Genomic DNA, 21,834 nt, shown 5'->3' on the forward strand with positions numbered 1-21,834 from the left:
CTTACTCTTTCGCCCCTCCTTTCTATCTCATAGCATTAGTTATAAAACACTTTAAAACTGTTAAATTTCTTCTTTTTTAATCAATTCTGTACGAATTTCTTGTGGAGCCAATAGTCCTGAATGAACTGGATAAGGTCGCTCAAGTAAGTCAAGAATGGTTTGTTGGTGTTCTGAAATGCGCACATTTTCTTGGCTCATATTGTAGTAACGGAGTACATATCCTTCTTCATTTTCCGCCACTTTAAAGGCTGTTGGGCAAACTTGTGGTAAGCTGAGTGCCGCATGACTCAAGAGGCTACCAGTCGCTGCAACACTTCCTTCTTGTTTAGCAATCTGAAGACTAGTGAATGGTGTTTGGAAGGCTTTGGCACGACGGAAAGCTGAGAAGCGTTCTTGTGCTTGGTGGCATTCAAGCGCAAACTCGACTTCAAACTCACGCAAACACTGAGCCTCTGGCGTAGGGAAGTAACCCCAGTCACCTAGCTCACCCGAGGCACGAAGGATGGTCACTGCAATAGTATCGTCTCCAAGGATTTCATACTCGTGCAGTCCTTTATTGGCTACCGTCACTCCTTTTTCATCATCATAAAGGCTGACAAAGGCTTGTTGGTGTTGTGGATTTTCAGGATTTTCCCAAGAAGCAGCTGGTTTATTTGGTCGTGTCACCACCTCATAGATGCTTTCAGAGTCATTGCTTGGACGCGTGTTATGAGTCTTAACCAAGAGACGGATACGGTGGTCCTTGGCTGTGTTAGTAAAGCGAGTCTTGAAGCGTATTTGTGGATTATCAACAAAGACGGTCATCTCTGTTTCAAGAAGAATGCTTGCCAATTCTTCTGAGCGCCCAGCTTCACGCGTCATAAACTCGATAATGCCTCTTTGTTCTGCATCCAGTTTTTCGTCTGCACTTACTGGAATTGTCAATTCATGCTTGAGCAAAATCTTGGCAAAACGAGCTGTATTTTCCAAGATCTCATAGCCTTTGAGTTCTGCGTAGATAGGCTCTGTTCCTTTTGGTTGGAAATAGATGTACTCATTTCCGATGTCACCACGGTCTTCAAAGCGAACAACATCCTCATACGCTTCATGAGTTGTCTTGTCATAGACTGTGATATTCTCATCTACACTTACCGTTACAAATGGCGTATCAATCACTCCATTTTGGTAAATACCGTCACGGTGTTCTTGTTCTCCTTCAAGCAATTGGAAGGTTGTCCAAGAAAGTGGTGCTAGATGAACAGGGACTGTCACGCGCACTTGTCGAGCGATACGAGCTTGACGGAACTTGTCTTTTGGCAAATCATACTCAAAATTAGCTCCCAGATCTTCGATTTTCGCTTCTACAGCATGTCCTTCCAAGTCTTCGACACGGTAGTTTGGCAAGGCCAAGGATGCCATTTTCTTGTAGCCTTCTGTTGGGTGCAATTCCTTGAAATCACAAACCGCCACATCAATCACTGTGCTGACAGTGTCAACCTTGTCATGCAAGCCTGTGTTAATGACCGTAAAGAGATGGTCACTTTGAGCTTCATGGGTTGCAATTTTACCCTTCCACTCGTTGAGAAGATTGGTCTTAACGAAGTTTCCGACTTGGTTGACCTTGGCAAAACGTGTCTCCATCTCGCGGTGAACTTCGTCAATACTACAGCCACAGATACTGTCATGTGGCGCATTTTGTAGAAGGACTTTCCAAGCATAGGTCAGCTGGTCCTTGTGGTTATGTCCACCAGTGATGACAGTCAATGGTTCCACTACTTGTTCTAGCAGGTTGCTATTTTCTTGGAAAGCTTGTTTAAGGTAAATCCGCGAAGAAGAAGTATTGGCAAGTGTGTACCAACCGTCTGTTTCTTGACTGGTCAACTCACCTGTAACCGTTGATAGCTGCTCAGGAAGGGCACTTTCTACTGCGTGGATATAGTCATCAAATGAACTATGCACAAAGGTCACATCTGGGAAGAGTTCATTTGCTACACGAATGGCTTCACTAAGATTTCGCTGTACAGGCTGGTGATCACATCCGTTCATCATCAACCATTGGTTGGTCGAAGCATAGTCACGCACGTCTGACAATTTTTGTTTCCAAAAGGCCAAGGCTTCGTCCTTATCAACTGGGATTTCATTCCCATTACTATACCAGTTGGCAAAGAGGATACCGAGGACACGACTTCCGTCCGCACCCTGCCAGTACATTTCTGAAAACTGGGAAGTAAACTGCTCATCTTCGAGAACTTGGTTGTCAAATCCAATCGGCTTGACACCACGCCCAAAGGCCGCCACGTGAATGCCTGATTTTTGAAGGATTTGAGGAGCTTGTCCCATATTTCCAAAAGTATCTGGGAAGTAACCAATCTGGGTTGATTTGCCCCATTTTGCACATTCTGCTTGACCAATCAAGGTATTGCGAACATTGGCTTCGCTGGAAATCAAGTAGTCATCCTGCAAGATGTAAAAAGGACCAATTTTGAGTTTGCCTTGGTCAATGTAACCTTGGACTTTGTCGCGATTTTCAGGACGAATTTCCAAGTAGTCATCAAGGACAATGGTTTGTCCATCCAAGTGGAAGCTCTTGAACTCAGAATCATTTTCAAAAAGATCAAAAAGATTATCAAATAATTCCACCAACTGCATACGGTGGCTTTCAAAAGGTAAGTACCACTCACGGTCCCAGTGACTGTGTGAGATAATATGTACGACAACATTTTCCATGAAGTAAAACCTCATTCTAACTTAAATTTAAAAATATATTTGTGATTCTTTACCAGAATCTGTTAAGCGATAGCTCACTAGCGGATATCCAAGTAATCCAAGACCAACTCACAGAACATCATATTGGCCCAAGAAAACCATTCACGAGAGTAGAGCGTTGGATCATCTACGTGGAAGCTTTCGTGCATGACACCTGTGCCACCATCGCAGGAAACGAGCTGATCGAGCAAGAATTTCTTCTCCGCCTTATCTCTTGTTGTCAAGCCTTGGATAGAAAGGGCGATTGGCCAGATATAGCGATAGAAGGTATGAGAACTTCCGAGACCTCTAGCGTATTCTCCTTGGTAGAAATATGGATTTTCAGGGCTCAGAATGGTACGACGAGTTGCTTGGTAAACCTCATCGTCAATCGCACAATAACCAAGATATGGAGCAGCCAACAAACTTGGTACATTTGGATCATCCATGATGCTGGCATTTCCCAAACCATCCACTTCAAAGGCGTAAATCTTTTCGCCCTTGCTATTGGTGGTGTAGGCGTAGTTTTCGATCCCTTCTTGGATCTCTGCTTGCAGACGTTTAGCGTCTGCGATGACACTCTCGCTATCAGCTAGATTCAATTCTGCAAAGATTTCTTGGACATAACCCAAAACAACGACGGCAAACATATTGGACGGAATCAAATAGCTATACTGACAGCAGTCATCACTCGGTCGGAAGGCTGACCAGGTCATGCCTGTCACGGCAAAGTCAGGTCCAAAGCCATCATTTACCAGAGTATCTTCCTTGCGGTCTGTATCCCGAACAAAACGATAAGGTGAATTGTTATGGTCTTGCTCTACCGCCCAAAGATGGAGAATTTCCTTGGTCGCTGCGACAAAAGTCTCATCAAACTGACTGGTCTCGCCAGTCTCTTTCCAGAGGAGATAAGCCAGCTGCAAAGGATAGCAAAGCGAGTCTACCTCGTACTTGCGTTCCCAAATCCAGCCATTAAGGTCTGTGTGGTCAGTCTCGTGGTGACCCTTCCAGTTCTCCTCAATGTTAAAGGAATTGGCATAAGGATCCTTAAGAATCAGAGTCATCTGACGTTTAACCAAACCTGCAATGGTCTGACGCAAGAGAGGATCTTTTTTTGCCACATGCAGGTAGGGTCTGAGTTGGGCTGTTGAATCCCGAAGCCACATGGCAGGAATATCCCCAGTCAAGACAAAAGTTGAGCCATCTTCTAGGATTTCAACTGTATTGTCCAAGGTGTCTGTATAGCAACGCTCAAAGACATCCACCCACTCGGGATGGTCCTTCGCCCGCTCCGCTATTTCGTCTAGCCATTTTCTAACAATTTCTTTCGAATAAATCATAGTATTTTTTCCTCTTTCAAACAAGTTTCATGTTCAGTATATAGTTTTTGAGACAGAAAATACATACACAAATGATAGTCATTTTTCTACAAAATTGCTTACTTTCGAACCCCATATCTAAAGGTTTCATTTTTCTGATATAATGTAGAAAAACAGCTAAAGGAAAGACTATGAAACCACTACTTGAAACCATCGATACCCGCTTTGGGACTGCTAGCAAGCATGCCTTTTCTCGAGGAAATACCCTGCCCTACACGGGCGTTCCTTTTGGGATGAATTATTTTGTTTCCCAGACCATCGATCAAGAGGGAGCTTGGTTTTTCGATCCACATCTGCCCATCTTTCAGGGGATTCGATTGACCCATCAACCAAGTCCTTGGATTGGCGACTATTCTTGGCTACTCCTAACACCTGTCACAGGCCAGATTGGTGGAGACAGTCTCTTTCATCGTCAGTCTTCTTATGATATAGAAAAAGCTTGCTTCCAGCCTCACTATTTGAAACTCTTTTCTCTGCGCTATCAGATTGAAACCCAGCTCACACCGACTTGCTACGGCGCTTCTATTCGTTTCGATCAAAAGCAAGGCAAATCCCTCGCCCTCTACCTTCACGCAGCAGATGAACTGACAGTGGAGCAGGTAGATAAGCGGACTCTGTCCCTACGACAAGAAGGTAAAACAGAGACCAATAAAAGTCCTCTGATACTCTTTACTGCTCTACAAATGAATACGGATATTCTTGCTGTCAGCCAAGAAAGTGGAGACTGGCGAATTGACCTAGCAAGCAGTCATGCTGAAATCCAGCTAGCAACTTCTTTCATCTCTCCATCTCAAGCTCTGCTTAATCTACCTCAAAAGGACTTTGATAGCTGTAAAGAAAAAGCCCAAGCGGACTGGGAAAATCTCCTCCATCGTTTTGATGTGCTGGAAACAGGAGAGGCTGACCGAACCTTCTTTGACCACTGCCTCTACAGACTCTTCCTCTTCCCACAGACATTTTATGAAGTGAACGAGTCAGGGCAAGCCATCCACATGGATCTAGCTACTGGTACTGTCAAGCCCGGCATCCTCTTTAGCAACAATGGTTTCTGGGATACCTTCCGGACTACATTTCCCCTCTTTGCCCTTATCATACCGGAACACTATCGTCTCTTTTTAGAAGGCTTTCTCAATAGCTACCGCGATACTGGATTCCTTCCAAAATGGCTAGCTCCAGACGAACGGGGTATGATGCCTGGTACTCTATTGGACGGCATTATCGCAGATAGCGCCTGCAAGGATATGGCTCCCGATCTAGAAAAAGAACTCCTTCAAGCCATGCTTGAAACAGCCACTAAGTCCGACCCTCTCGGCATCAATGGCCGCCACGGACTAGCCCAATACCAAGAACTGGGCTACCTCTCTACCGACCACCACGAAAGCGTCAGCCATACCCTAGACTATGCCTATAGTGATTTTTGTATCGCCAGCTGTGCCGAAAAGCTTGGTCAGAATGACATCGCGGAAACTTATAGAACTGCGTCACAAAATTACCGCAATCTATTTGACACTGCGATGGGCTACATGCGTGCGCGAGATAGTCAAGGAAACTTCCGCCCTGACTTCTCTCTATATAGTTGGGGACGAGACTACGCTGAATGCTCTGCCATTCAAGCGACCTTAGGCGTCCTCCATGACATCCCAGGCTTAATCCAGCTTATGGGTGGAAAAGAAGCCTTCAGCAATTATCTTTTGAAAGCCTGTCAGGACGCTCCTCTCTTTGAGACGACAGGCTATGGTTACGAGATTCATGAAATGAGCGAGATGGCAACAGCTCCCTTTGGACAAGTCGCCATCTCTAACCAGCCTAGCTTCCACATCCCTTATCTCTTTCGCTACAGCGACTACCCTGACTACACTGCTCTACTCATCAAAACCTTGCGTCAGAAAGCCTTTCACCCCAGCTGGGAAGCCTATCCTGGCGATGAGGACAATGGCAGTCTCTCTGCTTGGTACATCTGGTCAGCTCTTGGATTCTACCCGACCTGTCCGGGCAAACCAAGTTACGATCTCGGAATTCCTCTCTTTAACCATCTCCGTATCTACCTGGCTAAGGAAAATAAATGGCTGGATATCCATGCCGAGCAAAACCACGGCCATTTCAACTTTGTCAAAGAATGCCGACTGGACAAGGCCCCAGTATCTAGCATCCAACACCAAGACCTCTTGAAAGCTGAGCAACTGACCTTCACCCTCAGCTGGTTGCCAAGTCACTCATAACCAAAAGAACCTTTGCATCATGCAAAGGTTCTTCTTTTATGAAACTTGGACCTGAAGCTGGTCAACCAGCTGCCCATCTACCATCAAATTCAGATAAAAGTCCAAGGTTTTATCTCCTTCAAAATACAAGGTTGGTAGCGTCAGCCTTTTTTCAGTCTCGCCAACTTGAAACGCAAGGACTTGAATCTCGTCCCGATAAGCGACACCATGCACACCCGTCCCTGGTTGAATCGAAATCTTAGCTTCCAAAGGACTGCTAGATTCTCTTTGCTTCACTGTAAAGTGGACATTTTCTCCCTTGGTCACAGTCAGACTTTTTTCTGAGAACTCTAGTTGCTGAATAGCTTCTTTTCTCGACAAGGTAGGTGTTTTATAGAGTGAAATTTTGGTCAACAAAGGCAAAGCCTGTGCCTCTGTAATGGTCACACGTATCTTCTGCGCCTCAACGACTGATCCTCGTAAGAGACGTTTGTAGCCAACAGTATAACCAGATCCAAACTCCTGCCAAACACCATCCAACTCTACCTGAACATGGAAAGCAGCGATGCGTTGCCCCAGCTTCAAATCTTCTCTCAGCTCGATTACATCAAAAGTTTTAGGTGTCCCTAAATCGAGCTCTAATGGGATTGGAAACTCTGCATCACTTGCCCAAAAACTGGTCTTCCGTCCATCTGTCAGATGATAACAGGCAAAGTCTGGTGATAGAGCAGGGCCAGATACCTTGGCTCCCAGAGCCAAATCTTCTTTATAGAGTTCGTCACGGTAGGCAGCAAATTCATAGAGACGCTGGATATCCTTTTCGTCAAAGAATCCATCTGTATTAGGCGGAATATTAAGCAAGAGAGGTGTTCCCCGCCCTACCGAGTGAAAGTAGATTTCGACCAATTCCTCGAGAGACTTAGGATCCTGATCCTCATGGTAAAACCAACCCGGCCGAAGGGAAACATCTGCCTCACCAATTGAAAACAGCATACCTGAGGGATCACCGTGCTGTAGATAATCTAATGCAGCCTCTGTCCCCAACTGATCTGGCTTGACTTTTTGCCACAAGGGATCCCCTGCATAGCCCCGTTCATTGCCTATCCAGCGAATACTAGTTCCCTCAGTTGAGAAAATCAAACAATCGCCCTGCAAGTCACGAATGGTTTCAAACCAGGTCTTAAACTCATAGTTGACTTTTTGGGCCCCTTCGCCTCTAGCACCATCCATCCAAACCTCGGCAAATTTCCCAGCATTCCCATAAGCGGGATTTGACAAGATTTCCTTCAACTGAGCCAAATAATAGGCATTGTAGTCCGCTTCTCGGTCCACATGATAAAGGGGACTATGGGCATCCCAAGGAGATAAATAAACTCCCATATCCATGTCAAACTCAGTTGCAGCTTGGGAAACCTCAAGGAGCAAGTCCCCCTTTTCATCCCTCCAAGGGCTAGCCTTGACCGAATAATCTGTATGTGCTGTCGGGTAGAGGACAAAACCATCGTGATGCTTAACCACCAAAATCAGTTTTTTAAAACCTGTTTCTTTGAGTACCCGAACCCATTCACGCGCATCCAACTTGGTCGGGTTAAAACGCATAGGATCCTCTTGCCCACTTCCCCATTCTTGGTCATAAAAGGTATTGGGACCAAAATGGATAAAGGCAGCTAGTTCATCCTCTAAATAATCCAGCTGGGCCTGGCTTGGTAATGGACTATGTGGTTTTATGTTCGTCATCATCTCATATCTCTTTCTCTTGTTCACAAAGTTATCCACAACTTGTGGATAAGAAAACATGCCTAAAAACTAGTTTCTCCAAAATCCAGCCCTTAGACTTGGAAGCTTTCACCCTAAACAGACCTTTATCAAATAGCTTTGTACCAGGGTTTCTGCCAGCTCTCTAGCAAGTCACTAATATACGGAACTATTATCAGGATACTTCAACACCCAGAGTTGTATGTTATTTTCCCCTAGACTTATCCACAGACTGTGAATAAACTATTGTTCCAGACCGCTCTCTCCTTGACTATAACAAAAAGCGATAGCAGCGTCAATATGACTAAGATTCCTTCCTAAATCCCCTGAAAAGATTCTATAATTTGTACAATCGTAGCTTTTGCATTCGTCAGCTAGTTAGAATCTGTCAGTAGAAAATGACTTCTTTACCACATTCTGAACAGCTCAGCTGTAGTACTATTGCGCCCACAACCTACTCAGATAATCGTTTCTAGCAAAAAATCCCGCAGATTTGCGGGATTTTCTCTTACATCAATGCGCCAACATTTCTTGGGCGATTTCTTGGCCAGATAGGTTATCTGGGTAGTAAGTTGGCCAGTTATCCATCTCTTCAAAGAGAGCTTCTTGACTGGTGCCCCCAAAGAAGATATGGAAATGTGCGGCCTTGACTGGGGCGATATTGTGGTCACTAAACTGAACGTACTTGAACTGTCCAGCGTCCGCATCTGTCGCTTCAAAAAGGAAGCGCACTCCACGATTACCTTTCTTATAAGTCAAAATTTTCTTACCGACATACTTGTAGGTGAATTTCTTGCTTTGGCCACCTTGAACAAACTCCATAGTATTATCCGTAATGTTGATCTTAGTCACATCTGTCTGATAGCCTTTTCTATAGTAGGCCTTGTACTCATCCTTGGTCATCTTGCCAGTCAACTTAGCCTTGTAGTCAAAGACTTGATCAAAAGTTCCATCCTCAAGGAAAGGATAGACAGACTGCCAGTTACCAGTATAGTCACTCAAGGTGCGGTCTTTGACATCTGCATCCTCAAAGTAACCATTGTGAACTGTCTTGGTGTTTTCTTCCTTTTCTGGCTCGATTTCCGGTCCTTCTTGATCTGTTGTCTGCTTGAGAGCCTTGAGGTTTTTCTCCATCACGGAGATATAGTCCTCACCAGCCTTGGTTGCTTCTTCTGTCAGACTTTCTAGCGGATTGAGCACATCTAGTTTGACGCCCGTTTCTTTTGAGAGGGTATTGGCGAGGGCTTGTGAGGCATTTTCCTCAAAGTAGATATAAGAAATCTTGTTTTTCTTGATATACTCTGTCAATTCTGCCAAACGTGCTGCCGATGGCTCTGCATCTGGTGAGAGACCTGAGATGGATACTTGCTTGAGACCGTAGTCCAAGGCAAGGTAGTTAAAGGCAGCGTGCTGGGTCACAAAGCTCTTTTGTTTGGCTTGAGACAAGCCATCTGTGTATGCCTTGTCCAAGGCTTGCAATTTTTCGATATAGGCAGCTGCATTCTTCTCAAAAGTCTCTTTTTTATCAGGATAATCTGCTGACAAGCTGTCACGGATATGCTCTACCAGTTTGATAGCACGTGCTGGTGAAAGCCAAACGTGGGGATCGTAGTCGTGATGGTGACCCTCACCGCCATGATCATGCCCTTCCTCTTCTTCCTCACCACCTGGCAAGAGGAGCATATCACCTGTCGCCTTGATGGTTTTCACTTTTTTCTTATCCAAGGATTCTAGCAATTTTGGAACCCAAGTTTCCATATTTTCATTTTCATAGACAAAGGTATCTGCATCTTGGATTTTAGCAACTGCCTTTGCAGACGGTTCGTATTCGTGAGGTTCTGTACCAGCACCGATTAGAAGTTCTACATTAGCGGTATCTCCTGCGACTTGTTTGGTAAATTCGTAGACAGGGTAAAAGGTTGTCACGATATTTAGCTTCCCATCTGCCTGCTTTTGATTGGAACAAGCCACTAAAAACAAGGCACATAGACTAGCTAGTAGTAAGCTAATTTTTTTCATTTCATTCTCCTATTTGATAAAACGTTTCAGTAGACTGACTAACAAAAAGACAGCTACAAAGATAATGGTAATACTAGCGCTGGCAGGTGTTTCCGCATAGTAGGAAATATAGAGACCTGCCACCATTCCCAAAAAGCCAATAGCACTGGCTAGCAACATAACGGATGTAAAGTTTTTCCCCACACGAAGGGCAATACTAGCCGGCAAGACCATAATGGTCGACACCAAAAGGGCTCCTGCTGCTGGTATCATAAGGGCAATGGCCACCCCTGTCACCATGTTAAAAAGAATGGACATGGTACGAACTGGAAGTCCATCTACAAAGGCCGTGTCCTCATCAAAAGTCAGGATATACATTGGACGCAAGAATAAGAAAGTCAAGAGTAAAACAACCACAGCAATGGCAAAGAGGAAAATCACCTGTTCCTGGCTAATAGTCACAATCGAACCAAAAAGGTACTGGTCCAAACTCATGGAGCTCGAACTTTTACCCTTACTCATCACGATAAGGGAGACTGCAAGCCCTGTAGACATGAGGATGGCAGTTCCTATTTCCATAAAGTTCTTATAGACTGTCCGGAGATACTCTAGAAAGACCGCAGCGATCAAGACGATAGCAATGGTTGAAATAGTTGGAGAAATCCCCAAAACCAGACCAAAGGCTACACCAGACAAAGAAACGTGACTGAGGGTATCGCTCATGAGACTCTGACGACGTAAGATAAGGAAGGTCCCAAGAACTGGAGAAAAGAGACTCATGGCAATGACAGCCAAGAAGGCCCGCTGCATGAAGTCATAAGATAACAAACTAAGCATGGTCCACCTCCTGGTCACTCTCGTGAACGTTGAAACAACGCCATGGCGAGTCTTGATTACGCACTAGGTGAATATTACGGTCTGCATAGGCCTTGACCTCCTCAGGATCATGGGTAATCATCAAAACAGCCTTACCATGATGATGAGCACTGTGGTGCATGAGTTCGTAAAATTCATTTTTGCTTCCAGCATCCATCCCTGTCGTCGGTTCATCTAGGACAAACACATCTGGATCCGAAGCAAACATCCGAGCAATCACCGCTCGTTGCTTTTGCCCTCCTGAGAGGGAGCCAATTCGTTTGTCACGATGTTCCCACATACCAACTGAGTCTAGACTGGCCTTGATATGTTCCTCATCATGAGCATTCAAGCGACGGAACCAGCCCTTTCGCGGATAGCGACCCGACTTGACAAATTCATAAACTGTGCTTGGAAATCCTGCATTAAAACTAGCAATTTGCTGGGGAAGATAGGCTATCCTAAGTTTTTTCCCATGAGTATTTGTTTTTGAGATGGTTACCTTGCCAAATCTCGGCTGCAAGATGCCTAGACTTGCCTTAATCAGCGTCGTCTTGGCAGCTCCATTTTCACCAGTCAGGGTGACAAACTCCCCACTATCAACACTATAGTTGATATGCTCGAGGACAGGTTCCTTGTCATAATAGAAAGACAAGTCCTCTACTGTAATATACCGCATTATTTGATTTCTCCTACTAAAGCAGTTAAAAACCGCTGGATGACTTCCTGTTCATTTGGAGTAAACTGACTTGCCACTTGTTCATAGGCTAAGAGCGTGTGTTCATGATGGTGGTGGTGTTCCTCTGCCACCGGTCGAGCCAGCTCTGTCAGTTGATAAAAGATCACACGCGCATCCTTGGGATCTCTGGATGTCTCTAACATACCCTCTTTGACCAAAGACTTGATAGCCTTGGTCACTGCTGCCTGACTGACATTGAGACGACGGGCTAGCTCTGAGTTGGTTAGGGATTCTTCCGACAAGAGCATGAGGATGTGTTCCTGAGTATTGGTCAAGGCTACATCACTGGTGCAATGCCCGATCAGAATTTCATGCTGGTTCTCAGATCTCAAAATCACCTCGTTTAAAAAGTTGTCGATTTCCTGTGCAAGCTGTCTCATGTGTTACTCCTTCCCTAGCTATCTTTTTCATAAAAAACTTGGATAGCTACCGATTCTTTACTGGTTAATTATATCATAAACCAAAAAAGAGTCAAGGGAAAAAGGCGTAAAAACGTTTCCCTAGACTCTTCTAGATGTAAAATTTAACCTATTTTAGCTTTGGTTTTCGGCTCGATAAGATACCTGCCAAACCAGCTACCATTCCCATCAAGAGCAAGAAGATGGATTGTTCACTTCCTGTATTTGGAAGAGCTTTTTCTGAGACAACTGCCTTCTTTGTATAGTCATTAGTAGTCTGATTTGATACTTGAACAGTTTCTCCTCCAACTGTTGAATGTGATTGTACTTCATCTTTTATAACGGATATCTCTTGACTTTGATTAGTTCGAAGGTCTATTTGTGTATCATTTTCTATTATATGTTGATGTTTTTTATCAGAATTTATTTTCCCATCTAACAAGTAAGACACTAAGTCCTTGTAGTCTTGTTTGTAAGCAGAACTGATCTGGTCATTATCTTTCCCTGGTAAGATAAAATTTTTAGAGTCCACAGAAATCGTCCGTGAGTTTGGATTAATCTTTTCATACTGGGTCAAATCAGCGGTTTTAAGATACTCTTCAAAGGCTGCATCCATAGATGGGCCTTCTTCACGCGCGCCACCTAACATAGTGTAGCCATCACCACCTGCAGCTAGGAAATCATTAGTTGCAAGATAGTAAGTTTTTGCGAGGTCCAGTAGTTCATAACGACCAGTTGCACGGTTTTTAACCTGGATGGCCAAGACACGTTTGCCTGATGGTAGGTTGGTATCATAGTAGACCTTCACACCTGAAACTTGCAAGAACCCACCACTTGGCTCTAACAATGGTTGCCCGTTCTCATCCAAGACCTTCTTGCCATCCTTATCGACCTGCAAGATAGATCCCAGTGACTTTTCAAACATATCCAATACTTGTTGCCCAGCCACTTGGATTTGTGAGATGGTATTTCCAAATGGAAGAACGGCAATGACATTTCCTTTAGTGATTGATTTGCCTTTTGCAATGGTTTCACGCAAGCCACCACCATTTGTCACAGCGATGTCTGTCGGATGGCTAAATCCTGTTTGACCATACTGATAGAGCGAGTCTGCCACGACGTTTCCGAGGTTGGTTTCACGGACACGAACATTTTCACGATCACCATTTAGTTCTACAGGACTGTTTGAAACAATCTCAACTGCATTTTCAGCATCGTATTTTTGTTTAATGTCTTTGACTAGTTTTTCAACTGTTGGATTGGCTGGTAATTTTTTAGCATCAGCAGCCGCAATCTGAGTTGGATTGCCCAAAAGCTGATGTGATTTGTAGGTGATTTTCCCTACATTATGAAGGTAGCTTCCTGTCTGGTTATAGGTAACATTGTCTCCATAAGTCGTTGATTCTACTGTATGAGAGTGACCATCGATTACTGTTACGCGTTTCCCTTTCAAACGAGGATTTTTAGACAAGGCTTCTGCCAAAGTTGAACCACGCCATTCTACTGGGGTTGTGGTATCTACACCCAAGTGAGCGAGCACAACATAGTGTTTGTAGTCCTTACCTTCTGCACGAGCCTTGGCTTGAACTTCTTCTATGACCTTATTGACTTCAGAGATAGGATCTGTAAAGATTACCCCTTTGACATTTTTAGGGTGGGTTTTTGTAGCAGTTTCAGGTGTTGTCACGCCGATTACAACAAACTCATCACCTTCCACAGTCTTATCTTTATCAACGATTGTAGAAGCTTCAAAGAGACGAGCACCATTGACGTAGGTATTTGAACTAAGTAATGGGAATTCCAAGATTTCCTTGTATTTCTTAGCTTCGTCTAAACCAAAGTCAAACTCATGATTTCCGACTGCCATGGCATCATACTGCATCTTATTAAGAATTTCAGCACGTGCCTCACCCTTTGTAGAGTTGGAAATTGGTAAACCTTGGAAGGCGTCTCCCGCATCTACGACGAGAGTCGTTTGATTTGATTTCGCGCGTTCCTGCTCAATGACAGTCGCTAACTTAGCATCACCAATTACTCCTTTTTCCTCTACAATACGACCATGGACATCATTGGTGTGTAAGATAACAGTGTCCTTTTCTTCGCTTTTAGGAGATTCAGCAGGAGCTGACGGAGCTTCTGCAGGTGCATCTGCTTCTGAAGTTGCCGAAGTTTCCGATACCGCAGGGCTCTCAACAGGAGCTGGAGTCGCCGACGTAGCAGGAGTCGCTACAACAGCTGAACTTTCTGCAGGAGTTGTTGCTTCTTCAGCATAGACTTGTCCAGCTAAGAAGGCTGGAGCTAACAGGGCTGTCGACAAGACAGGTAACAAAGAACGTTTGTTCATTATAAAATCCCTTTCTTTTCTTTTTCTCTTTTATATTATACGCTATTTCTAAAAATTTTGAAACTTTTGACCTATTTGCATCTAAAACATTCGCCATTTAAACAAAAAAGCTTGGGTTCAAATCCCAAACTTTTAGCTCATTTTATTGGAAATCTTTGATATTCCCACCATAGGTCGCCCAGTCCTTGCTAAAGAAGCGGTCATTCATCTTGTAGTCTGGAGCTGGTTTCGGATCCGTCAAGAAAGGATTGACAACCTTATCAAAAGCCAGCCAACCCAACCATCCTAGATGAATGGTGTCCTTAACAAAATAAGGGTCCCCTCCATTTTTTGAAAAATCAGCAATATTGGTAAAACCCTGACTTTCTAATTGGTAACGAATTTTCTCCACTGCATGTTGGTACATCTCTTCGCTGAGCCCTGTGTACTCCATCCACTTCTTGTTAACCGGCTGAATGACAAAGAGCACATTGACATTCGACTTAGCAAATTGATTAAGGACCAGCTGCAAATCATTGTATTCAGAGGACTTGAGGAAGTTGTAATTTTTTTGATACCCTTCCCATTTTTTTAAATCCTTTTGAATCTCTCTCGTATAGAAATGATTTTCCATCCCCATATCGTTATTGGTCGTATTTGCTTCTGCATCCTTACGAACAATTTTTTCTAACTCATCATAAGAAAATTGATCCGGAAGATCTTTTAAATAGTTCTCCACATGTTCCTTGTACTTGAGTTGTCCTCGAATGGAGAATTGTCCAAAGAGAGCGGATTGCTTTTCATTGAATCGCGCAAAAATATCAATAGCAACCCGATCAACCTCTGATAATTCTTCACCCTTTGACAGTTTTTGAACAATGTCTTTTAATGAAACATTAGGATTCTGCTTTAACAATCGAATAGCCGCATGCTTTGCAGCAGTGTCACCAGATTGATTTTCCAGAAAAGCTGTCAATTGGTCACTGTTAAAAAATCTCTGAAACGCTGCGGGTTCATAATCTGTCTCCGTAAACCACTGAGGCGAAATCACAAATACAGCCTGCTTATTCTCTATTTCTGGCAAAATTTGCTGTAGACCAAAATACTGATTTAGAGAGGCTGCTCCTGCTTGACCTAAAAAGTAAGGACGATAGGGACGATGGTATTTTTCCGCTAAAACAGCTGGATGAACACTATCAAATCGAATCCATTCACTGGACCCTAGAAAAGGAATAAAACGCATATTTGGATCCGTAAGAGCCCTCACTTTTTGACTTCTCTCCTTAAAGCTCTCTGTACTAATAGAAGCCGCGGAGTATTTCTCCTCCGTCAGATTATGGCTTGTTGTACTTGGATAAAAAAAGATGAGTAGAAGAACCAAAAATCCAGCAATGAAGATAGGCCCGAAAATCAGCCACAAGCGTTTAAGCATTCTGCAACTCCGTAATACCTTCTACGATTTTATTAGCCGTATTCCAGTCATCACGACCGAACTCCGTCACTGGGACACGAATGTCAAAACGATTTTCAATCTCAACAATCAATTCAACAGTTCCCATGCTATCCAAGACACCCGCATCAAAAAGATCTTCATCCATCATGTCAGAAACATCTTCCATAAACAACTCATCAATAATTTCAATAACTTCTGATTTAATATCCATTTTTCATATCCTTTTATTTTTTAAACCATAAATCATTCAAAAATCCAGAAAAGATTAAGAATGAAACCATCACGACATGGAAGGTGACAACCATGCCAAGCAACTGAATCCAGCGATTCTCAGGTAAGGAACCCTTTCCAGCTTTTTTCCGTTCTTTATTGAGGGCTTTTTTCTTACGAACCCAAGCATCATTGATGACCAGCCCAATCCCATGAAAAAGTCCATAGGCAATGTAGTACCAGGTCACACCATGCCAAAATCCCATAATCAGCATATTGACAATATAGGCGACACTTGAAGTCACATTGCGATTCTTAAAGACCTTCTTTCTGGTCAACACCATGACCATCCGCATGAAGACGAAGTCACGGAACCAGAAAGACAGACTCATGTGCCAGCGATTCCAAAACTCTTTTAAATCCCTTGACAAAAAGGGCTTGTTAAAGTTTATCGGGCTACGAATCCCCATCAAGTTTGAGATGGCTAAGGCAAACATAGAGTAGCCCGCAAAGTCAAAGAAGAGCTCCAGACCAAAGGTGTACATGACCGCTAAAGCGTAGAGGTTAAAGAAACCACCTGTCTGCAAGGCCAAATTTTTCAGAGGAGGCAATAATGTCTCTCCTAAAATGTGAGCCAAGATAAACTTGTAGAGGAAGCCAAGCATGATATATTTGACAGCCTCTTCTAGCATATCCATCAGCTCATCTCGCTCAGGAATGATCTCGTAATTTTCGTTGAAGCGTTTAAAACGATCAATGGGGCCACTTGAGAAAGTCGGCATAAAGAGAAGAAAACGTAAAAATTGCCAAATCGTTAAATCCTTGATGACACCGTCTCTCAACTCGACGATAACCCCAACTGCACGAAAGGTTAAGTAAGAAATCCCTAAAAATCCAAACAAAGATTGAGGCCCATGAATAGCAGGAGATACTTTCACAAAGACAATAGGCAATAGGGATATAAAACTAACCAGGTAAAATATCCATTTACTATCCCGTTGTTTCCTGTACCTTTTGTATAAATATACAAGAAGTACTTGCCAGATAACATAAAGGATAAGAGCACTTATTTGATTCGTCTTTCCACCAACCAACATGGTGACGATAAAGAAGAGACTAACAAGCACCTCGTACAAGGCAAAACGTTTCTTGAAAAAAAGGCCGATGAAGATAGGCAAAGTCGCAGCAATTACGTATAAAAAGTACTGAAGGTCACCATAAGGTTCCAAATGAGGTAGCTGTTTATAAAGCTCCATCATCTACTGTTTACCTCGTTAATCAAGCCCTTGATATCAATTTTACCATTAGGCGTTAGCGGCAAACTATCTCGATAGAGAAACTTAGACGGCATCATATAAGACATCATGATATCTGCTAGGTCTTCTTTAATAGCCTTGGTAATATCGATATCACGCTCAAACTGCTGACGGACACCATCCTTTAGGATAACATAGGCCAATAGATTCTGTACCTTGTGGTCCTTGTTATAACGTGGGACAGCGACAGCTGATTCAATAAAGCGAGACTTATTGAGATTTTGAGAGACATCTTCAAGCTCAATACGATAACCATTAAACTTAATCTGGAAGTCCATGCGTCCACCATAAAGAAGCAAGCTCTCATCTGTCATAGTTCCTACATCTCCTGTGTGATAGGCTGGCAAGCCTTCAAATTCAAAGAATGCTTCTGCTGTTTTTTCAGGATTATTCATATAGCCTTTTGAAACAGCTGGCCCAGAAACGATGATTTCTCCCTGTTCACCATTTGGAACTTTCTTACCTTCCTCATCAATGATAAAAGTTGGAGAATCCGCCTTAGTATAGCCGATTGGGAGGCGTTTGAGAGTCTTCAACATCTCGTCTGTTACAGCAACTGCTGATAGGGCTACTGTCGCTTCTGTTGGTCCGTAGGCATTGATGATACGGGCATTTGGGAAACGCTCGCGCAGTTTTTGAGCTGTTTTAACCGTCAATTCTTCACCATCAAAGTAGAAATGCGTGATTCCTGGCATTTTCTCACTGTTAAAGTCTTCTGACAGCATGGCCATATCTGCAAAGGAAGGCGTTGAGGTCCAGATAGCAATGGGCAAGGAAAAAATTGTCGCAAAGAGTTTTTTGAAATCCTGAGTAATGGCAGACGGAAGAGCGAAAAGCGTGCCACCAAGTGCTAAGGTTGGCGCCCAGTACATGACAGATAGGTCAAAAGAATAAGGTGGCTGAGCCAGCATTTGTGGACGACTTGGCGTCGCAAATTCCTTATCTGTAATCATCCAGTTGGTAAAGCTGAGGAGATTATCATGGGAAATCTGAACTCCCTTAGGCTTACCAGTCGTACCAGAAGTAAAGATGATGTAGTAGTTGTCATCCCTCTTGACTGGATGGGTCATCTCGTAGCTAGAAGCTTGAGTAAAAGCTTCATGGACTTGCTCTAAAGTCAGAATCGGTACGCTAGTTTGCTCTAATGGAAAATCTGAGATAGCAATAATCAAGCTTGGCTCTGCAACTTCTACGATAGCAGAAACTCGTTCCAAGGCTGAATGGCTGTCAATTGGAATGTAGGCATGACCCGACTTAGTCAGCGCTACAAAGGTAGCCAACATCTCATATTCCTGACCACCAAAAACGACGACTGGAGATTTCTCAGGCAAGTCAAGTCGATCGATAGCTGCAGCTAAACTATCTGAATCAGCTTTCAGATCGCCATAAGTATGCTCTTGACCTAAAACATTGTAGACAGGATATGTTGGCTGTGTTTGAGCAAAGTGCTCAATCGTTTCAATCATATCTTTTATCGGTTTATTAGACACTGTTTCTCTTCTCCTTTAAACTAGAACTCATTATAAATAAAGGTGCCTTGGCTCTGACCAAGGTAACTAAAAAAATAAAGTAAACCAAGTAAGATTATAAAATATAGAGCCGTCCGGCCTAAGAATACATGTAAATTTCGTTGTTTTTTCATAAGCTATCCATTAATATATTGTTTTTATTAACTATCAGTATGTATTGTTAGCATCTTATCTTCCTAACATTTTACCACTTTATCAACCTTTTTTTCAACTGTTTACCATAACTTAAAAGTTGGTTTTAGCTTATTTTAAGATAAGTTAAAATATTAATGTTTTGGCCATCAAAAAAGAGCCTGAGATTTTCATCTCAAACTCTGTTGCCAATAAACTCTTTTATCTTAGAAAAGTAAAAATACGAAAACTGCTAGGGCCGCACCAACAATAGGTCCTACAACAGGAATCCAAGCATAAGACCAGTCTCCGTCTCCCTTGTTTGGAATTGGTAAAATGCTGTGCATGATGCGAGGACCAAGGTCACGAGCTGGGTTCAATGCATAACCAGTTGTCCCACCTAGTGAAAGACCGATACCGACAATCAACGTTCCCACTGCAAAGGTCCCTAATCCTGCCTGAAGGTCATAGAGCCCCAAGGCAAAGATTGTCAAAAGTAAAACAAAGGTTCCAAGGATTTCGCTAACCAAGTTGGATACTGTGTTCTTGATTGCTGGTCCAGTACTAAAGGTCGCTAGGATATTGCCTGCATTTTCTTCTGCCTCATAGTGTGGTTTGAATTGCAACCAAACCAAAATCTGAGCCACCATCGCTCCTGCGAATTGGGCTAGGATATAAGGGAAAACAGAGCCCCAAGAGAGCGTTCCTTTTAAGGCCATCGCAAACGTCACAGCTGGATTTAGATGGGCTGGACTGAGCGTACCAGATACAAAGGCCGCAACAGCTACAGCAATTCCCCATCCCATAGTGATGACAATCCATCCTGAATTGTTACTCTTGGTTTTAGGAAGAACCACACCTGCTACAACACCATTTCCTAGGAGGATAAGGATTAAAGTCCCCAAAAATTCTCCAAATAATTCTTTCATCATATCGTTGTCTCCATATAAAAGAAGGAGAGAGAAGGCAAGGAAAGCCCGCCTCCCTCTTTTCTAGTCTTTCTTAATTTTTCAATTTCACTAGATCGTTGTTAGCAAGAGCTGCTTCGACATCTGCACGGTAGGCTGCTTTTTCTTCATCAGACCAGTCATAGAATCGTCCCATTTCATCCAGAACTGGCGCCACGATGCTATCCAAACTATCACGCATAAAGAGCATGTGGTTGGTACGGCGAAGGAGGAAGTCAACCGGGCTCAGAGCCAACTCATTGCGCATTGCATAGTGAAGGGACAAGGTATCTGCCAAGCTGAGTCCTGGCGCTTGTTCCAAGCTGTGAGCAAGGGCAAAGACCTTCGGTGCATTTGAACCGTATAGATTTGCGAGATAGTGAGCTTCTTTGCTATCCAATCCACGTGACACTCCAAGTTGAGCAAAAGCTTCAATTTCTGAGTCCACATTTGCTGGATTCAATTCTCCACCTGAAACAGGGTAAGTCTTAGAGTTGATGAGTTTAAAGCTACGGTCAAATTCTGCTTTGAGGATATCAATCACGCGCTCCATAGCCCCTTCAGCCATCTTACGGTAGTCTGTGATTTTACCACCAGCAAGGGTCAAAAGGCCATTGTCATCACGATCCAAGCTCGAACCACGCGAAACTGCAGATGGGTCCAAATGTTTCTCAGATGTGCTGCTTTCAAGCTTGCTGACAGCAGACTCAACATCTTCACGCGTTTTTTCTTTCGATAGATATGCCTCGACAGTCGCAATCAAGCTATTGAAGCTTTCATCGCTAATGGTTCCGTTATTTCCACCATTGTAGTCAGAAGCGCTATTGCCTGCGATCAATGGACGAAGACCAGCCCAGCTGCTTTCAATATCAGCAACGGTAATGTTTGCTTCTGGGAAGCGGTTGTTGACAATACCTAGTAGATAATCTACATCTTCCTGCGTCACTTTTGGATGTTCCAAATCGCCTGTGTAGTCTGTATCGGTTGTACCAAAGTAGGTCTTGTTTTCACGTGGGAGAACGAAGACCATACGACCATCTCCCAAACCTGTGTCAAAGTAAACTGGCTGTGAAACCTTGATCTTGCTTGAGTCCACTACCAAGTGAACTCCCTTAGTTGGACGCATTTGTGAGAATTGCGTTCCCTTATTAGACAAATTGCGTACCTTGTCGCTCCAAGGTCCAGTTGTGTTAATAACTAGGCGAGCCTTGATTTCAAAGACTTGGTCTGTCAACAAATCACGAGCTACAACACCTGTAATCTTGCCGCTTTCGTCAAAGAGGAAGCCTTCTGCCTTAACATGGTTGGCAATGAGGGCACCGTCTTGGTTGGCACGTTTGATGTTTTCAATCACCAGACGCGCATCGTTGTTACGGAAGTCAAGGTAAACTCCACCTCCTACCAAGCCTTCCTTCTTCAAGTTTGGCTGGCGTTCCAAGACTTCTTCCTTGCTCAAGACCTTGTTAGCAGCTGGCGTATTGCTAACACCTGCCAAAAGGTCGTACAAGTCCATGGCTACTTTGAGACGGAAGAGGCTAAAGGTCGCTCCATCTTCATCGTAAACTGGCAAGAGCATTGGATCTGGTTTTGGAATATGTGGAGCGATTTGTTGAACCACCGCACGTTCAGAAACTGTATCTGATACCACTTCTACGTCGAATTGTTTGAGGTAACGCAGACCTCCGTGGACCAATTTTGTTGAACGGCTGGATGTTCCTTCTGCGAAGTCCTGCATTTCAATCAAACCAGTGTCAAGACCACTGGCTGCTGCCTGCAAAGCTACACCAGCTCCTGTAATCCCTCCACCGATAATCAAGAGATCCAAGGTGCGTTCCTGCATTTTTTTAATTGATAATTCACGTGTTTTCTTTGAAAATTCCATATTTACACACTTTCTAA

At 43.5% G+C, this 21,834-nt stretch carries 16 protein-coding genes; 1 reads left to right on the top strand and 15 read right to left on the bottom strand.

The window, feature by feature from the left end; all coding sequences use genetic code 11:
• Positions 1-60 precede the first annotated feature (60 nt).
• Complete coding sequence (locus tag ACLV7H_RS09530; RefSeq protein WP_411867023.1) at positions 61-2,706, bottom strand: alpha-mannosidase; 2,646 nt, start codon at positions 2,704-2,706, stop codon at positions 61-63.
• A gap of 77 nt (positions 2,707-2,783) precedes the next feature.
• On the bottom strand, positions 2,784-4,064 hold the full coding sequence (locus tag ACLV7H_RS09535) for a glycoside hydrolase family 125 protein (RefSeq protein WP_411867024.1): 1,281 nt from the start codon (positions 4,062-4,064) through the stop codon (positions 2,784-2,786).
• Between the two features lie 170 nt (positions 4,065-4,234).
• Between ACLV7H_RS09535 and ACLV7H_RS09540 the strand changes: the two genes are divergently transcribed.
• Positions 4,235-6,322 carry a GH92 family glycosyl hydrolase gene (locus ACLV7H_RS09540; protein WP_411867025.1) on the top strand — a complete coding sequence of 696 codons (2,088 nt, stop codon included), beginning with the start codon at positions 4,235-4,237 and terminating at the stop codon, positions 6,320-6,322.
• Positions 6,323-6,358: 36 nt separating this feature from the next.
• On the opposite strand, the gene ACLV7H_RS09545 is transcribed toward ACLV7H_RS09540, so the two are convergent.
• The 13 genes from ACLV7H_RS09545 to glpO form a co-directional block, all read right to left on the bottom strand.
• On the bottom strand, positions 6,359-8,038 hold the full coding sequence (locus ACLV7H_RS09545; protein ID WP_411867083.1) for an alpha-L-fucosidase: 1,680 nt from the start codon (positions 8,036-8,038) through the stop codon (positions 6,359-6,361).
• Between the two features lie 531 nt (positions 8,039-8,569).
• Positions 8,570-10,075, bottom strand: a complete 1,506-nt coding sequence (gene adcA, locus ACLV7H_RS09550; protein ID WP_411867026.1) for a zinc ABC transporter substrate-binding lipoprotein AdcA — start codon at positions 10,073-10,075, stop codon at positions 8,570-8,572.
• Positions 10,076-10,084: 9 nt separating this feature from the next.
• Positions 10,085-10,891 carry a metal ABC transporter permease gene (locus ACLV7H_RS09555; protein WP_045592688.1) on the bottom strand — a complete coding sequence of 269 codons (807 nt, stop codon included), beginning with the start codon at positions 10,889-10,891 and terminating at the stop codon, positions 10,085-10,087.
• The gene (locus ACLV7H_RS09560) at positions 10,884-11,588 is read right to left on the bottom strand and encodes a metal ABC transporter ATP-binding protein (RefSeq protein WP_045592686.1); all 705 of its coding nucleotides are present in this window, start codon (positions 11,586-11,588) and stop codon (positions 10,884-10,886) included. Before ACLV7H_RS09560 ends, ACLV7H_RS09555 begins: the two co-directional genes overlap by 8 nt.
• Positions 11,588-12,028: a zinc-dependent transcriptional regulator AdcR gene (gene adcR / locus ACLV7H_RS09565; protein WP_001249328.1), complete on the bottom strand. Its 441-nt coding sequence runs from the start codon at positions 12,026-12,028 to the stop codon at positions 11,588-11,590. Before adcR ends, ACLV7H_RS09560 begins: the two co-directional genes overlap by 1 nt.
• A gap of 148 nt (positions 12,029-12,176) precedes the next feature.
• On the bottom strand, positions 12,177-14,390 hold the full coding sequence (gene nt5e / locus ACLV7H_RS09570; RefSeq protein WP_411867027.1) for a cell surface ecto-5'-nucleotidase Nt5e: 2,214 nt from the start codon (positions 14,388-14,390) through the stop codon (positions 12,177-12,179).
• Positions 14,391-14,532: 142 nt separating this feature from the next.
• Positions 14,533-15,801 (bottom strand): D-alanyl-lipoteichoic acid biosynthesis protein DltD, encoded by a 1,269-nt coding sequence (gene dltD, locus ACLV7H_RS09575; protein ID WP_411867028.1) that lies wholly within the window; start codon positions 15,799-15,801, stop codon positions 14,533-14,535.
• Positions 15,794-16,033: a D-alanine--poly(phosphoribitol) ligase subunit DltC gene (dltC, locus tag ACLV7H_RS09580; protein ID WP_000351973.1), complete on the bottom strand. Its 240-nt coding sequence runs from the start codon at positions 16,031-16,033 to the stop codon at positions 15,794-15,796. Before dltC ends, dltD begins: the two co-directional genes overlap by 8 nt.
• Positions 16,034-16,046: 13 nt before the next feature.
• A complete protein-coding gene (gene dltB, locus ACLV7H_RS09585; protein WP_411867029.1) occupies positions 16,047-17,291 on the bottom strand; it encodes a D-alanyl-lipoteichoic acid biosynthesis protein DltB in 1,245 nt (414 codons plus the stop codon).
• Positions 17,288-18,838: a D-alanine--poly(phosphoribitol) ligase subunit DltA gene (gene dltA / locus ACLV7H_RS09590; RefSeq protein ID WP_411867030.1), complete on the bottom strand. Its 1,551-nt coding sequence runs from the start codon at positions 18,836-18,838 to the stop codon at positions 17,288-17,290. The genes dltB and dltA overlap by 4 nt, the downstream gene beginning before the upstream one ends.
• A 20-nt stretch (positions 18,839-18,858) precedes the next feature.
• Entirely contained in the window at positions 18,859-18,990 is a 132-nt protein-coding gene (locus tag ACLV7H_RS09595; RefSeq protein ID WP_411867031.1) for a teichoic acid D-Ala incorporation-associated protein DltX, read from the bottom strand.
• A gap of 225 nt (positions 18,991-19,215) precedes the next feature.
• Positions 19,216-19,920 (bottom strand): MIP/aquaporin family protein, encoded by a 705-nt coding sequence (locus tag ACLV7H_RS09600; RefSeq protein WP_411867032.1) that lies wholly within the window; start codon positions 19,918-19,920, stop codon positions 19,216-19,218.
• Between the two features lie 70 nt (positions 19,921-19,990).
• Complete coding sequence (gene glpO / locus ACLV7H_RS09605; protein ID WP_411867033.1) at positions 19,991-21,817, bottom strand: type 1 glycerol-3-phosphate oxidase; 1,827 nt, start codon at positions 21,815-21,817, stop codon at positions 19,991-19,993.
• Positions 21,818-21,834: the final 17 nt, after the last annotated feature.

The organism is Streptococcus oralis (assembly GCF_965111685.1).
In the GTDB taxonomy this organism is placed as follows: domain Bacteria; phylum Bacillota; class Bacilli; order Lactobacillales; family Streptococcaceae; genus Streptococcus; species Streptococcus oralis_B.

Bases quoted from the DNA above. Each gene is read 5' to 3' on its own strand.
- ACLV7H_RS09530 (WP_411867023.1), bottom strand. From the start codon at position 2,706: ATGGAAAATGTTGTCGTACATATTATCTCACACAGTCACTGGGACCGT.
- ACLV7H_RS09535 (WP_411867024.1), bottom strand. From the start codon at position 4,064: ATGATTTATTCGAAAGAAATTGTTAGAAAATGGCTAGACGAAATAGCG.
- ACLV7H_RS09540 (WP_411867025.1), top strand. From the start codon at position 4,235: ATGAAACCACTACTTGAAACCATCGATACCCGCTTTGGGACTGCTAGC.
- ACLV7H_RS09545 (WP_411867083.1), bottom strand. From the start codon at position 8,038: ATGACGAACATAAAACCACATAGTCCATTACCAAGCCAGGCCCAGCTG.
- adcA (WP_411867026.1), bottom strand. From the start codon at position 10,075: ATGAAAAAAATTAGCTTACTACTAGCTAGTCTATGTGCCTTGTTTTTA.
- ACLV7H_RS09555 (WP_045592688.1), bottom strand. From the start codon at position 10,891: ATGCTTAGTTTGTTATCTTATGACTTCATGCAGCGGGCCTTCTTGGCT.
- ACLV7H_RS09560 (WP_045592686.1), bottom strand. From the start codon at position 11,588: ATGCGGTATATTACAGTAGAGGACTTGTCTTTCTATTATGACAAGGAA.
- adcR (WP_001249328.1), bottom strand. From the start codon at position 12,028: ATGAGACAGCTTGCACAGGAAATCGACAACTTTTTAAACGAGGTGATT.
- nt5e (WP_411867027.1), bottom strand. From the start codon at position 14,390: ATGAACAAACGTTCTTTGTTACCTGTCTTGTCGACAGCCCTGTTAGCT.
- dltD (WP_411867028.1), bottom strand. From the start codon at position 15,801: ATGCTTAAACGCTTGTGGCTGATTTTCGGGCCTATCTTCATTGCTGGA.
- dltC (WP_000351973.1), bottom strand. From the start codon at position 16,033: ATGGATATTAAATCAGAAGTTATTGAAATTATTGATGAGTTGTTTATG.
- dltB (WP_411867029.1), bottom strand. From the start codon at position 17,291: ATGATGGAGCTTTATAAACAGCTACCTCATTTGGAACCTTATGGTGAC.
- ACLV7H_RS09595 (WP_411867031.1), bottom strand. From the start codon at position 18,990: ATGAAAAAACAACGAAATTTACATGTATTCTTAGGCCGGACGGCTCTA.
- ACLV7H_RS09600 (WP_411867032.1), bottom strand. From the start codon at position 19,920: ATGATGAAAGAATTATTTGGAGAATTTTTGGGGACTTTAATCCTTATC.
- glpO (WP_411867033.1), bottom strand. From the start codon at position 21,817: ATGGAATTTTCAAAGAAAACACGTGAATTATCAATTAAAAAAATGCAG.